Source organism: Xanthomonas fragariae, assembly GCF_900183975.1.
In the GTDB taxonomy this organism is placed as follows: Bacteria; Pseudomonadota; Gammaproteobacteria; order Xanthomonadales; family Xanthomonadaceae; genus Xanthomonas; species Xanthomonas fragariae.
Map to the genome: position 1 here is coordinate 2,364,588 of NZ_LT853882.1, position 15,391 is coordinate 2,379,978.

Annotated in this window: 10 protein-coding genes and 1 pseudogene; 9 read left to right on the plus strand and 2 right to left on the minus strand. The window is 64.1% G+C overall.

All coding sequences use genetic code 11. The annotated features are described in order from the left end of the window. Positions 1–233 precede the first annotated feature (233 nt). The 3 genes from PD885_RS11025 to flhA all read left to right on the plus strand — a co-directional run bounded on the left by PD885_RS11025 (position 234) and on the right by flhA (position 6,725). The gene (locus PD885_RS11025) at positions 234–3,155 is read left to right on the plus strand and encodes a diguanylate cyclase domain-containing protein (protein ID WP_040762981.1); all 2,922 of its coding nucleotides are present in this window, start codon (positions 234–236) and stop codon (positions 3,153–3,155) included. 349 nt (positions 3,156–3,504) lie between these two features. Then, positions 3,505–4,635: a flagellar biosynthesis protein FlhB gene (gene flhB, locus PD885_RS11030; protein WP_002813524.1), complete on the plus strand. Its 1,131-nt coding sequence runs from the start codon at positions 3,505–3,507 to the stop codon at positions 4,633–4,635. Further along, complete coding sequence (gene flhA / locus PD885_RS11035) at positions 4,632–6,725, plus strand: flagellar biosynthesis protein FlhA (RefSeq protein WP_002813525.1); 2,094 nt, start codon at positions 4,632–4,634, stop codon at positions 6,723–6,725. Before flhB ends, flhA begins: the two co-directional genes overlap by 4 nt. Positions 6,726–6,756: 31 nt before the next feature. Here the strand turns inward: flhA and PD885_RS20725 are convergent. Then, positions 6,757–6,997, minus strand: a pseudogene (locus PD885_RS20725) (transposase); the annotation flags it as partial. Positions 6,998–7,629: 632 nt separating this feature from the next. Here PD885_RS20725 and flhF point away from each other — a divergent pair. The 6 genes from flhF to PD885_RS11065 are packed head-to-tail and all read left to right on the plus strand — an operon-like array spanning position 7,630 to position 13,620. Further along, a complete protein-coding gene (gene flhF / locus PD885_RS11040) occupies positions 7,630–9,285 on the plus strand; it encodes a flagellar biosynthesis GTPase FlhF (RefSeq protein ID WP_002813527.1) in 1,656 nt (551 codons plus the stop codon). Then, on the plus strand, positions 9,272–10,156 hold the full coding sequence (locus PD885_RS11045; protein WP_002813529.1) for a MinD/ParA family protein: 885 nt from the start codon (positions 9,272–9,274) through the stop codon (positions 10,154–10,156). Before flhF ends, PD885_RS11045 begins: the two co-directional genes overlap by 14 nt. After that, positions 10,153–10,920: an RNA polymerase sigma factor FliA gene (locus PD885_RS11050; RefSeq protein ID WP_002813531.1), complete on the plus strand. Its 768-nt coding sequence runs from the start codon at positions 10,153–10,155 to the stop codon at positions 10,918–10,920. The genes PD885_RS11045 and PD885_RS11050 overlap by 4 nt, the downstream gene beginning before the upstream one ends. A 23-nt stretch (positions 10,921–10,943) precedes the next feature. Beyond that, entirely contained in the window at positions 10,944–11,336 is a 393-nt protein-coding gene (gene cheY / locus PD885_RS11055) for a chemotaxis response regulator CheY (protein ID WP_002813536.1), read from the plus strand. Further along, the gene (locus PD885_RS11060) at positions 11,336–11,962 is read left to right on the plus strand and encodes a protein phosphatase CheZ (protein ID WP_002813539.1); all 627 of its coding nucleotides are present in this window, start codon (positions 11,336–11,338) and stop codon (positions 11,960–11,962) included. The genes cheY and PD885_RS11060 overlap by 1 nt, the downstream gene beginning before the upstream one ends. A 2-nt stretch (positions 11,963–11,964) precedes the next feature. Beyond that, positions 11,965–13,620, plus strand: coding sequence for a chemotaxis protein CheA (locus PD885_RS11065; protein WP_002813542.1), 1,656 nt, complete (start codon positions 11,965–11,967; stop codon positions 13,618–13,620). 94 nt (positions 13,621–13,714) lie between these two features. On the opposite strand, the gene PD885_RS11070 is transcribed toward PD885_RS11065, so the two are convergent. Continuing rightward, positions 13,715–15,340, minus strand: coding sequence for an XVIPCD domain-containing protein (locus PD885_RS11070; protein ID WP_145954063.1), 1,626 nt, complete (start codon positions 15,338–15,340; stop codon positions 13,715–13,717). Positions 15,341–15,391: the final 51 nt, after the last annotated feature.

Consider the following 15,391-nt stretch of genomic DNA (forward strand, 5'->3'; position numbering starts at 1 on the left):
TCCACGTGACCAATACCTCAGCAGCGACACGACGCAATCGAGCATTGCTGCATCGAGACGGCCGCGCTCGCTAAGCACTACGCCACCCAATTGGCATAAGCATTAAAGAAACTCGCGTGAACAGCCGCTAGTCGATTCAACGCGGTCTGCTAGGGGGCCGCCGGTGGCAAGCGTAAGACACCGCGCGAGGGGCGCGGACTGTACGTGCCGATGCATGGGAGATCGCAACGCCTGTGGGGTTTCACTACCGCCAGTGGAGGTCGTCGAGCCGGCGCACACCGTTTGCCGCGGTGTTGCTGCTGGCGTTGCTGTCGTTCGCCGATCTGGCTGGCGCGCAGAGCGCGAGCATTCGTCGCTACGCCCACGACCAAGGGCTGCTCGGGCTAGCCGGTACCTGCCTGCTGCAGACCCGCGCCACTTTGCTGTGGGTCTGCACCGAAAGCGGGCTGTATCGCTACAACGGGCATATTTTTCAGCAGGTGACGTTGGATTGCCTGCGCAACGAGCCGATCAATGCGATGACCGAAACTGCCAATGGGCGGCTGTGGGTTGCCGGCTTCCAGGCACTGTTCGTCGGCAACGAACACGGCTTTCGCAAACTGGCGCCCGATGAGGCCGAGCATCTGCACGAAGGTCTGCTGCTGGCCAGCCTTTCATGGGGCACAGTGCTGGCCAACGGCGGCACGCTGGAAGAACTGCGCGCACGCGCCAATGGCCGCTGGCATAGCGAACCCTTGCTCGACACCGCCACCCGGGTGCGCGTTCCCGAGCTGTCGCGGGTACTGAGCTTGTCGGTGGAAGGCGACACGCTGTGGGTGGGCTGTGCGCGCAAGCTTTGCGCCATCGATGCGCAGCGCAAGGTGCAGGTCTACGGGCCAGAGCAAGGCGTGCCGGAAGACCGCTGGCACAGCGTCTTGCGCGACCACGACGGTGCGCTGTGGGTGCGCGGCACTGGCACCCTGCTCTATCGCGCGGCGGGCGCAACCAAGTTCAGTGTGCGGCCATTGCCGCTGCTGGATGGCAGCACGGTCGGGCGACCGGCGCCATTGGTGCTCGATCACGAAGGGCATGTGCTGGTGCGCCGCAACGACGGCCTGGCGCGCTGGGAAGATGGTCGATGGCGCAGTTTCGGTGCAGATAACGGCTTGCCACCCGGCAGCAGCGTCGCGATCGTGGTGGACCGGGATGGCGATCTTTGGATGACCGTCGACGGCGAAGGTCTGGTGCGCTGGGCCGGCTACGAATGGATCGAAAATTGGGACGCCTCGCAAGGCATGCCGGCCGCGCCGACCTGGTCGATCGCCCGCGACGCGCGCGGAGCGCTGCTGGTCGGCAACGAACACGGCATCGGTCGCCAGGCCAACCCCGGCGGGCGCTTTACCCCTGCTCTGCCGCAATCCGGCATCCAGATTGTGGGCATGGTGCGCAGCGCTGACGGTAGCCTGTGGACGCTCAGTTCGGCCGGATTCCTGCACCGCACCTGGCCGGATGGGCGCAGCGCCCAAATCGCCAAACTGCCGCACACCGGGCTGCGTTTGCTTAGCGATCGTCAGGGGCGGTTGTGGATGCTCAGTGACGGCGGCTTGTTCGTGATCGAACGTCCGCTGGAAAGCGGCACGCTGCAAGCGGTGGTCGACATGCCGGCAATCACCTACACCGATATTCAACAGACCGCCGACGGCACGCTATGGGTGTCCAGCGCCAACGGCCTGTTTCGTCTGCAGGGTGCGCGCTGGTCGAAGGTCAAGGTCAAGGTCAACGGCAGTGCGTCCGAGCCGTGGATCAGCAAATTCCACATCAGCGACAGCGGCCAGGTGTGGCTGGCGTTTTATCGCCCCGGGCTGTGGCAAGGCATGTTGCTGAACGACGGCCTGGATCTGCATCAGATCAACGACGAGGCGCTGCGCGATGTCGTGGTGTACCTGCTGCGCGGCGACAGCGTCGGCCGGGTCTGGGTTGGTCATGCGCGTGGCGTGGAGGTCTACGACGGCGAACGCTGGGCGCATCTGTCGCAGTCGCAAGGGCTGGTCTGGGATGACGTGTCCGATGCCGCGTTTGCAGAAGACCCGGATGGTTCGGTGTGGATCGGGACCGCACGCGGGGTGAGTCATCTGCGCGATCCGGCGCGCTTGTTCGACGAGCGCAAGCCCAGCGTACGCATCGATAGTGTCAGCCGCGGCGGCGTGCCGGTGCAGCGCGGGCAACTGCTCGGCTGGAGTGACAAACCGCTGCATATCGCGCTGTCGACGATGGCAGTCTACGACGACCCCAGCCGGCTGACGGTGCGCTATCGCCTGCTCGGTCTGCACGACGAATGGATTCAGAGCGATGATCTGTCGATCGACCAATCGCCACTGCCGTCCGGGCATTTCCGCCTGCAGGTGCAGGTGCTGGATCGGTATCTACGCACCGCCTCGCCGATCGCCGATCTGCCGTTTGCGGTGGCGCCGTTGTGGTGGCGCAGCCCGCCGGCATTCGCGCTGTATCTGCTGATCGGTAGCGGACTGCTGGCTGGATTATGGCGCTGGCGGCACCGCCAGCTGGTCGCGCGCGAACGCATGCTTGCCAAGCTGGTGGCCGAGCGCACCCATCAGCTGGAACGCGAAAAACACGAGCTGGAAAGCGCGCGTGCAGCTTTAGCGCTGAAGGCCAGCCACGATGCGCTGACCGGCCTGCTCAATCGCTCCGGCATCCTTGAAGCCATGGCCGACGCACTGCAAGCCTGCGCGCACGGCGAGCATCCGCTGGCGGTGGTGTTGATCGATCTGGATCACTTCAAACTGATCAACGACGAACACGGACATCTGGCTGGCGACGCGGTACTGGCCAAGGTGGGCGCACGGCTGACTGCGTGCCTGCGCGATTCGGACAGAGTGGGCCGTTACGGCGGCGAGGAATTGCTGCTGTTGCTACCCGGCATAACGCGCCAGAGCCAGCACCGGCTGCGCGCTATCCACGAGGCGATCAGTGTGGCTCCGTACGAGGTGGGCGCCGCGCATCCGTTGCAGGTGACCTGTTCGATCGGCGTGTCCTGGTTCCGCATCGGCGATGTCGCTGCCACGCTGCTGGCGCGTGCGGACGAAGCGCTGTATCGGGCCAAGCGCTACGGACGCAATCGCATCGAACCGGAGGAGCCCGAATCGTCGGTGGCGTAAGGCGCGCAAGCGACAGCAGACACGCGCGCCGGTGTTGCAGTGGCACAGCCGGGTATCGGCGACATCGACGCTGCATCGCGCGCAGCCATACTTCAACGGTCCTCGAGCGCGCGGCTATCTATGGGCCGGCCGCTGGAAGCCCGGTGCTTCATCGCAACGGTGGTCGCCCAGCGCGACGGCCCGCGCCGCTTGGCGGGTTGAATCCGGTGATTGGTCAACACTCTTGACCGTTGAGCCGGCAAGTCGATCAGCCCACGCCCAACCGCGTGGAAATCACCCCAACAAGGTCATGTCGCCAGACTGGAACGCGGCTTGCATTGGGCAGGGCTGACAAGTCACCGGCACCGTAATGTCCGAGTCCGAAGACGGCGGCGAACGTACAGAACTTCCCACCGAAAAACGTCTGCGTGAAGCCCGCGAGCAGGGCAACATCCCGCAGTCGCGCGAGCTGTCCAACGCCGCGGTGTTCGGTGCCGGCGTGTTCGCACTGATGGCCCTGGCACGCGGCATTGGCGCTAGCGCCACGGTCTGGATGAAGACTGCACTCAGCCCGGACCCGAAGATGCGCGAAAACCCGATGGCGCTGTTCGGCCACTTCGGCGATCTCTTGCTGCAACTGCTGTGGGTAATGCTGCCACTGATCGGTATCTGCCTGGCCGCTGGCGTGGTTGGCCCGCTGCTGATGAGCGGCCTGCATTTTTCCAGCAAGGCGATCATGCCCGACCTCACCAAACTCAATCCGATGAACGGGATCAAGCGCATGTGGGGCAGCCACGCCCTGGCCGAGCTGGTCAAGTCGGTGCTGCGGCTGCTGTTCGTTGGCCTGGCTGCCAGCCTGTGCATCTCCAAGGGCCTGCATGGCTTGCGCTCGCTGGCGAACCAGCCGCTGGAACAAGCGGTCGGCAACGGCCTGGACTTCACCAAAAGCCTGCTGTTCTACACCGCTGGCGCACTGCTGCTGCTGGCCGCCATCGACGCGCCGTACCAGAAGTGGAACTGGATGCGGAAGCTGAAGATGACCCGCGAAGAGATCAAGCGCGAGATGAAAGAAAGCGAGGGCAACCCGGAGGTGAAGGGCCGCGTCCGCCAGATGCAGATGCAGATGTCGCAGCGCCAGATGATGGAAGCGGTGCCCAAGGCCGACGTGGTGCTGGTGAACCCAACCCACTACGCGGTGGCGCTCAAATACGAAGGCGGCAAGATGCGCGCCCCGATCGTGGTGGCCAAGGGCGTGGACGAAATGGCCTTCCGCATCCGCGAAGTCTGCGAACAACACCGGGTGGCAATCGTCACCGCACCGCCTTTGGCACGCGCCTTGTATAGGGAAGCTCAAATCGGCAAGGAAATTCCCGTGAGACTCTATTCGGTCGTGGCCCAGGTACTTTCCTACGTCTACCAGTTGCGCGGATGGAACGGTGGCCCGATGCCGGAATTGCCCTCGCTGGATGTGGATGAGTCAGGCAAGGGAGCCAGCGCATGAGTGCCCAACCGGCCCCGTTGAATGCTCGTCGCATCATGGAGTTGCTGCGCAACGGCCTGGGCGCCCCGCTGGCGCTGATAGCCATGCTGTCCATGCTGATGGTGCCGCTGGCCGCACCGGTGCTGGATGCCTTGTTCACCTTCAACATCGCCATCTCGCTGATGGTGCTGCTGGCGGTGATCTACGTGCAGCGCCCGCTGGAATTCACCATCTTCCCGATCGTGCTGTTGATGACCACGATGCTGCGCCTGGCGCTGAACGTCGCCTCCAGCCGCGTGATCCTGATCAACGGCCAGGACGGCCACGCTGCGGCCGGCAAGGTCATCGAGGCGTTCGGCCAGTTCGTCATTGGCGGCAATTACGCGGTCGGTATCGTGGTGTTCGCGATCCTGACCATCATCAACTTCGTGGTCATCACCAAGGGCGCCGGGCGCGTGTCGGAAGTGACCGCGCGCTTCATCCTGGACGCGATGCCCGGCAAGCAGATGGCCATCGACGCCGATCTCAACGCCGGTTTGCTGACGCGTGAGGAAGCCAAGGCCCGCCGCGAAGAAGTCCGCGAGGAAGCCGACTTCTACGGCGCAATGGACGGCGCCAACAAGTTCATCCGCGGCGACGCCATCGCTGCCATTATGATCCTGTTCATCAACCTCATCGGCGGCATGGCGGTAGGCATGTTCCAGCACGACATGAGCTTTGTGGATGCCGCTTCCACCTACACACTGCTGTCGATCGGCGACGGTCTGGTGGCGCAGCTGCCGGCTTTGCTGGTGTCGTCTTCGGTCGCCTTGCTGGTGACCCGCGCCTCGCGTGCGCAGGATATGCGCGGCGCCATGATCAGCCAGGTGTTCGGCCAGCACCGCGCGCTGGCGGTGGCGGCAGCCATCCTGGGCCTGGTCGGGCTGGTACCGGGCATGCCAAACGTCGCGTTTTTGACGCTTGGCCTGATCCTGGGCGTGATCGCCTGGAAAATGTACAAGCGCAGCCTGGTCATCCCGCCCACCGGCGACCCCGCTACCGACCCCAAGGCCGCCGCGGCCGCCACTGCCGCCCAGGCAAGTTCCGAATTGAGCTGGGACGAACTGCGCCCGATCGACCCGCTGGGCCTGGAAGTGGGCTACCGGCTGATCCCGCTGGTGGACAAAACCCAGGGCGGCGAACTCATGGCGCGCATCAAGGGCGTGCGCCGCAAGCTCACCCAGGACATCGGCTTCCTGGTGCCGCCGGTGCATATCCGCGACAACCTGGAGCTGTCGGCCAACGCCTACCGCCTGCTGGTGCACGGCGTGCCGGTAGCCACGGCGGAAATCTATTCCGACCGCGAACTGGCATTGGACCCGGGCGGTGCGCTCGGCCAGCTGGACGGCATCGCCGGCAAGGACCCCGCCTTCGGCCTGGATGCTACCTGGATCCAGCCGCATCAACGCGCTTATGCCGAATCGATGGGCTACACCGTGGTCGACCCGGCCACCGTGGTCGCCACGCATCTATCGCACCTGATCCGCGAACACGCCCCGGAACTGCTCGGCCACGAAGAAGTGCAGCAACTACTGGCGACCCTTGCCAAGACCGCACCGAAGATGGTCGAAGACCTCACCCCGAAGGCACTCCCGCTATCGGTAGTGGTGCGCGTGCTGCAGAACCTGCTGATCGAGCGCATCCCGGTACGCCAGCTGCGCAAGATCGTCGAAGCCTTGGTCGAGCACGCCCCGCAAAGCCAGGATCCGACCACCCTCACCGCCGCGGTGCGCACCTCGCTGGGTCGCTTCATCGTGCAGGAAATCGCCGGCATGTCGGCCGAGCTGCCGGTCTACACGCTGGCCCCACAGCTGGAACGCGTGCTGCAAGAATCCACCCACGGCAACGGCGTGGCATTGGAACCCGGCTTGGCCGAGCGCCTGCACCAAAGCCTGGCCGATTGCGTCGGCAAGCAGGAAGCGCGCAACGAACCGGCGGTGGTGCTGGTGCCCGGCCAGGTCCGCGCCGCCCTCGCCCGCCTAGTGCGCCACAGCGTGCCGACCCTGTCGGTGCTGGCCTACAGCGAAGTGCCGGAAGACAAGCGTTTAAAATTGTTGGGTACGATCAGCTGAGAGCTTGACGCGGATCGCCTCGCACGGCCTCGCCGTCCTTCATCGTTCCAGCGATCGGACGGGTCTGATGCCGGCACGCGCTGCATTGGGAGTAGACCGCAGCACCACGCTTGAAACGCGACTGCGCCCGTCCAGCACAGCAGGGGCAACGAAATCCCTGCGGCTACCGCCACTTGTAAAGAGCGCAGTATCACCTGGCCTCGGTACCGTAGGACGCAACGAACTCGGACATCGACAGTCCAGCTTGCGAACTGCACGGCATCGATGCGCATCACGCCACCTCGTTGGTTTCAGGTGACAGCTGCATCAACTCAGCGCGGCGCAGATCCTGCGACTGCTGGCTGAAGGCACAGGGCTAATCAGGACATCGAATCCGGGCGCAGGATTTACTGTCGCTTGGCCGATATCGTCCGGCTACAGAGCCTTCTCAGGCCGAACTTTCACACGCGATTTGCGAAGCCTGCAACCACCGGTCACCCGATTCGGATCAGGGATGTCTCCTGGCGCGAAGCGCAACCAGGACCGATTGCCATTGGGATCTTCCACCCCGCCGCTTACCTCACACCCGTCACCTTCGCCAGCCCTGAAGACAGCCCTACCGCTCAGCGAGCGTGAACGGTTGGCCAGCACGCGACAGAAAACTGGCGCAACTCGACACATCGACCCGCGCACCCAGAAAACGGTCGCATAAACCACAGGTCCGACCGTCAAAAACCCAGCGCCTCATTTTGGCACGCCGCGTGCATTTGCTCTGACGGGACCGCAGACAGCATCACCGCTGCGGGGCGAGAGCAGGAATTGGAACAAACGAACGGGACAGGCAACTCATGACGCTGGCAACGCACCCACATTCATCGCGCACCCGTCCGGCGTCCAACGGGTTCCGTTCCTTGAGGCACTTCGCATGAAAATCAAACGCTTCGTTGCCCCGGACATGCGCACCGCATTCCGCATGGTGCGTGAAGAACATGGCCCGGATGCAGTGATCCTGTCCAACCGCCGCACAGCTGAAGGCATCGAGATCGTCGCGGCCAGCAATTACGACGAAGAACTCGTGCAGCGCGCCCTGGAAACGGCGCGCTCCGAGCCGCCGACCGCTGAGTCGGCCCAGATCCAACAGGCGCCTGTGCAACACGCTCCCACCCTAGTCCACGTACCGCTCAAGCCGACGGCCGAGACCGGCATGCGCCAACGCGTTGCCAGTGCCGCCAACGACATGATCGCGGCCATGGCGCTGCGCCAGCCAGTCAACCTGCTGCGCCAGAAGCCGGTCGCCGCATCGGTACGCGGCGCCGCCCCGTCATCCACCGCCCAGGCACTAGCCCATGCGGTTGCAGTGACGGCCGCGCCGCGCCTGGAACACGCGCTGTCGGCAGTGCCGGAACAACTGTTCGCCGACTTCCTGACCACCGCCCCGGTGCAGCGCGAAGCTGTGCAGGCTGTCACCGCAGCGACGCCGGTCATGCCCGCCGCTCTTGCGGTCGCCGCCCATGCCGGCTACGGCCAAGACCAGGACGACCGCGACGACGAGGCCGACTTCGACATGGATGACGCCCTGCCGCAGATCCTGCCGCCGGCGGCGTTACCGCAGCTGGTGGTCGCCCCGGTTGCGCTGGTCTCCGTGCCGGTCGCCGCCGCCCCGGCGCCGCAGAACGATGAAGAACTCAAGCAGTTGCGCGGTGAGCTGTCGCTGATGCGTCAGATGATCGAGCGCGAAATGAACCGCCTCACCGACGAGCGCCTGCGTGGCTCACCGGTGCGTGCGCAGGCTCTGGAGCTAATGGACGACTACGGCTTCGATGCCGGTCTGATCCGTGACGTGGTCCTGCAGATTCCGGCCGATACCGAATTGCACCGTGGCCGCGGGTTGATGCTGGGCCTGCTGTCCAAGCGCCTGCCGGTGGCCCCGATCGACCCGCTGGAACATGGCGGCGTGATCGCTCTGGTCGGCCCAACCGGCGCCGGCAAGACCACCACCATCGCCAAGCTTGCGCAGCGCTTCGCCGCCCAGCACGCCCCGCGCGACGTGGCCCTGGTCACCACCGACATCCAGCGTGTCGGCGGCCGCGAGCAGCTGCACAGTTACGGTCGTCAGCTTGGCATCGCGGTGCACGAGGCCGACAGCGCCGAGAGCCTGCTGGAACTGCTCGAGCGTCTGTGTGACTACAAGCTGGTGTTGATCGACACCGCCGGCATGGGCCAGCGCGACCGCGCCCTGGCCGCGCAGTTGAACTGGCTGCGCGCCGCGCATCAGGTCACCTCGCTGCTGGTGCTGCCCGCTAACGCCCATTTTTCCGACCTCGACGAGGTCGTGCGCCGCTTCGCCCATGCCAAACCCCAAGGCGTGGTGCTGACCAAACTCGACGAGACCGGCCGCTTCGGCAGTGTCTTATCGGTGGTGGTCGATCACCAAATGCCCATCACCTGGGTGACTGACGGACAGCGGGTCCCTGACGACCTGCACCGCGCCAATGCCGCCAGTCTCGTTCTTCGCCTTGAAGATTTACGGCGCGCTGCCGATAAGCCCTGTACCCCGGAGCATCAACATGCAGTCGCGTGAATACGCAAAGCTGACCAACGCCTTCCCCCTGTCGGCGACCCGTCCCGAGCCCTTTGGCCCAGTGCGCACCATCGCCGTCACCGGTGGCAAGGGCGGCGTGGGTAAAACCAACATCTCCGCCAACTTGGCGGTGGCGTTGGCCGACATGGGCAAGCGCACCTTGCTGCTCGACGCCGACCTTGGCCTGGCTAATCTGGACGTGGTCCTGGGCCTGTCGCCCAAGTACACTCTGGCCGACCTGATCGCCGGCCGTTGCACGCTGGACGAGGTGATCATCGAAGGCCCCGGCGGCGTGTTGGTGGTTCCGGCCGCCTCTGGCCGCCGCCACATGGCGGAGCTGGCCCCGGCGCAGCACATCGGCCTGGTCAACGTGTTCTCCGAACTGGAACGCGACCTGGACATGATGGTCATCGACACCGCCGCCGGCATCACCGACAGCGTACTGACCTTCTGCCAGGCCGCCCAGGACACCGTGGTGGTGGTCTGCGACGAACCGGCCTCGATCACTGATGCCTACGCGCTGATCAAGGTGCTTTCGCACGAACGCGGTGTGGACCGTTTACAGATCATCGCCAACATGGTGCGCAACCCCAACGAAGGTCGCCTGCTGTACGACAAGCTGTCGCGGGTCTGCGAAAAGTTTCTCGGCGATGTGTCGCTGAACTACCTCGGCCACGTGCCTCAGGACGACTGGCTGCGCCTGTCGGTGCAGCGCCAGCAACCGGTCATCAAGGCTTATCCCGCCAGCCCATCGGCGCAGGCCATCTTAGAAATCGCTCGACGTACCTCACGCTGGCAGGCCCCTACGGTACCGGGCGGCAACGTCGAGTTCTTTGTCGAACGCATCATCCAACGGGGAGTGGCCGCATGAATACCGCAGCTGTGAATACCGCAACCGCGCAGTACCGTGCCGTACAGCGCCACACCGCCAACGACATCGTTACCCAGCACGCCGATCTTGTCCGTCGCATCGCCCACCACCTGGCCGCGCGACTGCCGGCGAGCGTGGAAGTGGACGACTTGATTCAGGCCGGCATGATCGGCCTGATCGAAGCCTCGCGCAGTTACGACTCCGAACAGGGCGCCTCGTTCGAAACTTACGCTTCCATACGCATCCGCGGCTCGATGATCGATGAGATTCGCCGTGGCGACTGGGTGCCGCGTTCGGTGCACCGTCGCGCTCGCGACGCTGCTGCCGCCGTGCGCAAGATCGAGCAGAACACCGGCCGCGCCGCCGCCGCCACCGAAGTGGCCGCCGCGATGGAAATGCCGCTGCCCGATTACCTGCGTCTGATGGAAGACGCCTCCCGCGGCCAGGTACTGAGCCTGGAATCGCGGATTGAAGATCACGGCGAGCTGGACACTACCGCCAAAGGTGGCCCCAACCCGCAGCAAATGATGGAGCGTGGCGAATTCGGCCGCGAGCTGGGCAAGGCCATCGGCCTGTTGCCCGAGCGCGAGCAGCTGGTGCTGTCGCTGTACTACGAACAGGAATTGAACCTGAAGGAAATTGGCGCCGTGCTCGGTGTCAGCGAATCGCGCGTCTGCCAGATCCATGGCCAGGCGGTGGTACGTCTGCGCGGCCGCCTCAAAGTCTTCGAACTGGCCGATGCCGGTGTCGAAATTGACGAATAATTTTTTCGTGTTAGGAGCTTGATGTGAATAAGAACATGCGGATCTTGATCGTGGACGACTTCTCGACGATGCGGCGTATCGTCAAGAATCTGTTGGGCGATCTCGGCTTTACCAACACCGCAGAGGCCGAAGACGGAAACAGCGCATTGGCGGCATTGCGCGCTGGCCCGTTCGATTTCGTGGTCACCGACTGGAACATGCCAGGCATGACCGGCATCGACCTGCTGCGTAACATCCGCGCCGACGCCAAGCTCAAACATTTGCCAGTGATGATGGTGACCGCAGAGGCCAAGCGCGAGCAGATTATCGAAGCCGCACAGTGCGGCGTGAATGGCTACATCATCAAGCCATTCACCGCGCAGACGCTTGAAGAAAAGCTGGGCAAGGTATTCGAACGTCTGGCGGCGACCGCATGATGGACGCCACAGTGGAGACCAATGCCGAACGCGCCGCATTGATCGAACGCCTGCAGGGCGCGATCGATGCACTGGAAAGTGGTGACGAAGCCGCGTGGCGCCTTGAGGTGGATCACCTCGCCGCCTTGCGCACCCGTCCAATGATGCAGGGCCTGAGCCGGCTCGCACGCGAACTCGGTCAGGCGCTGGGCGAACTGCCCACCTTGCCCGAAGAAGCCGGCGAACTGGACGATGCGTGCTCGCGTCTGGACCACGTGGTGGATATGACCGAAAAGGCCAGCCATCGCACGCTGGATCTGGTCGAGGAATGCCGCGAGCTGGCCGAGCAATTGCGCTCGGGCGGCTTGAATGCCGACCAGGGCGTGTTGCTGGACAGGATGCGCAGCAGCCTGACCGAACTATCGTTGGCACAGAGCTACCAGGATCTGAGCGGCCAGATCATCCGGCGCGTGGCCAGCATCGTGCGGCGCGTGCATGAAGGCTTCGGCGCACTCGGCCTGCCGCCGAAGAGCACCGAACCGAAAAAAGACGACGGCGGTCTTGCCGGTCCTGCAGTCAAGGGCCTGGACCGTCACGCGGTGTCGCAAGACGACGCCGATGACCTGCTGTCCGGATTGGGGTTGTAGCCATGAGTGCTGTTCCTGACGATATTGCAGCCGATTTCATCGTCGAGGCCCAGGAAATCCTGGATCGCCTCGGCGAACAACTGGTGTCGCTGGAACAGGCACCAGACGAAGCCGATCAGCTCAACGCGGTGTTCCGCGGTTTCCACACGCTCAAGGGTGGCGCCGGCTTTCTGGCGATCAAGCCCATGGTCGAGCTATGCCACGCTGCTGAGGAAACCCTCGGCATGGCGCGCTCAGGCCAGGCAGTGCTGCAGCCGCATCACTTCGATGCCGCGCAGCAATCGCTGGACTATTTGCAGTCCATGCTGGATGCAATGGGCTCCGGTGCGCCCGTACCGCATGCACCGGCCGCGCTAATCGCGCAATTCGATGCCAAAAGCGGCCCGCCAGCCATCAAGGCGGTGCCCGAGGCCGCCACTGCAGCCGCACCGGCGCACGATAACGGCCACGCCGCTGCTGCGCCCGGTACCAAGGCCGCCCCCAAGGCGGCGGCAAAGGGTGCCGACGCCGAACAGACTGTGCGCGTGGACACCAAGCGCCTGGATGCCATTGTCAATTTGATCGGCGAACTGGTGCTCTCGCGCAATCGCTTGAAGACCCTACGCACCCGTTTGCGCGATGAAGAACTCGATCGCGCCGTCAGCGTGCTGGACATCGCCACCGCACGCCTGCAGACCGCGGTCATGCGCACCCGCATGCAGCCGGTCAGCAAGGTATTTTCGCGCTTTCCCAAAGTGGCTCGCGATGTCGCGCGCACGTTGTCCAAGGAGGTGGAACTGGAACTGATCGGCGCCGAGACCGAACTGGACCGCAACCTGGTCGAAGCCCTGGCCGACCCTCTGGTGCACTTGGTACGTAACGCCATCGACCACGGCATCGAATTGCCTGCATTGCGCGAAGCCACCGGCAAACCGCGTAGCGGCCATGTACGCCTGTCCGCGCAGCAGGAAGGCGATTACGTCAGTATCGAAATTCAGGACGATGGCGCCGGCATCGACCCGGAACGGCTGCGCGAAATCGCCCGCAACAAGGGCTTGATCGACGCCGAAGCTGCCGCCCGTCTGAGCACCGACGAATGCCTGCATCTGATCTTCATGCCGGGTTTTTCGACCAAGGTCGAGGTTACCGACATCTCCGGCCGCGGTGTCGGCATGGATGTGGTGCAGTCGCGCATCCGCGAACTCAGCGGGCAGATCCAGATCCAGTCCGAACTGGGCCGCGGCAGCCGCTTCATGATCCGTGTACCGCTGACGTTGGCGATCTTGCCGACCCTGCTGGTGCAGGCCGGCGAAGCGGTGTACGCATTACCGCTGGCCCGCGTGGTCGAAGTACTGCATGCACCGCAGACCTCGTTGGGCTGGTTCGACGGCCGCGCAGTGCTGGACCGCCGCTCGCACACTTTGCCGCTGATCGACCTGCGCCGCTGGCTTGGCGTGCCCGCCGAACAACCGCCGCTATTGACGGTGGTGCTGCTGCAGGCCGGCGAAACCCGCTTCGGCCTGGTGGTAGATCAGGTGCGCGGCCGCGAAGAAGTGGTGATCAAACCCCTGCCCCGCGCCCTGCGTGGCCTACCCGGCTACTCCGGCGCCACATTGATCGGCGACGGTCGCATGGCGCTGATCCTGGATGTGGATGGGCTGCGCTCCAGCGCTCATTGAGCGGCGCAGCGACAGATCAACCTGCGGCATGACGGCTAGATACCGCCTGCAGCAGGGAGACGTCCTGAGCCTACATCGGCCCGGACGCTGACGATCATGTCATCGTCATCTGCGGCCCAGGCTGTGGCGGCGTCTGCGTCTGGGCCAGGGTGGATTGCTGCAGTTGCTCTTGTGCCAAGCGCGCATTGATCGCTTCGAGTTGTTGGTGAGACTGTTCGACCGGCGTGTGTGCAGCCTGCACCGTTGGCATGCCCGCATACATCACCGAGAAACTGGTGGGCCAGCCCTGGACGACGAACACTTTTTGCGCTGCCTCAACGCCGTTGGCTTGCCTGCTCAGCCCTACATGGTCGACCTGTGTCAGCCCGTTATCCTTGGCAAGTACAAGCAAACTGGCCGTCATGCGCTCGCTGATGGCATCGAAACTGCGGCCGACATGTCGATCGGGTTCTTCCACCTTGCCTTTAATCTGCTGATGCATTGCATGATCGGGATGCTCGGCATCGGCTGGCGAACGCGCAGGCGGGGCGTTTTCGTTGCACAAGGATCGCTCATGGCGCCGTTCCGCCGGTGTCATCCCCTTTTCGATCTCTGGCGTGCCGGTGATTGCGCCAGTGGCAGGGTCGCGATCGATATTGACCCGCGCCCAGTTTGCTTTGATATCGAGTTTGCCGGTGGTTCGATCCCGAGTTTCTTCAATAATTCTTGCGGCCATTGCCTGCGCCTGCTCTTCCCACATGTTTTGGGGCGCCCATAGACCTTGTTCCAGTCCTCTTTCACTGGCCGCTCGATTGAGACGAACAGTTAGGAAATCTTCCGGATCGCCACCCTGCCTGCGCGCAATCCCCTGCACGGACGCCTTGACCTCAAAGATCTCCCAGCGATTCGTCTCGGGATTGATACCAGCCAAGTCGATACCATGTCCCGAGTTATTCTGGATCGGCACCAGATCCCTATAGCCCTTCGCCGCCAGTTCGTACGACACCAACGCCTCGCCGATGGCGCCGACCTCGTGGTTCTTGAGAGACGTCAACTCACGTTTGCCGATAGCGGCATCGAGCGCAGCGTGAAACGACACCTGTCCATCGAACAGGCTGACATCGGAGCGTGCAAGGTGCGCCAATTCCTTGGGAGACAACGCGCCACTTTGCAACAGCCCGTCCAGGTTGCTCGAGCGACGCAGCTCATCGACCAATGCGCCAAGTGCGCCCTGGCTGCGCTTTACCCCCGCCAGGCCATGGAACATCAGATTGGCGCCATCGGCCTCCAATCCGCCCTTGCCTTGCACCCGCCGCGCATCCTGCACCAGCTCGGCGAGCGTTTCGCTCAGCGCACCGGCTTGGCGACGTTCGAGGCTGCTTAATGTCCTTCCTGCCGTAGGCGCAAGTTCTTCGCCAGCATCGGCAACCGCCGCCACGCGTGCCAGCTTGGTCAGCTTGGTGGTGGGCACAAAGGTCGCGATGATTTCGACCGCTGCCGCGCCTTTGGCATTCCCCAGATACTCGTGCTCCTTGCCCTCGCGGATGGCCTGCTCCAGGCCTGCTTTCCAGGTGTTCCAGGCGCCAACGGCCGCATGGCGCAAATCGCGCGGCAGCTTGGCGGGGTCTTCGATGGCCTCGGATGCATAGACCGACGCCGCCCCGATGACCAGATTGCGAAAATCCCGATCCGTACTGAACTGATGCGCAAACTTGGCCAGATCCACCGTCTCGCCCAGCATGCCAAGGCCATGCCGGATGGCACCTTTGAGGGCTCCATAGCTTTCCTGCGC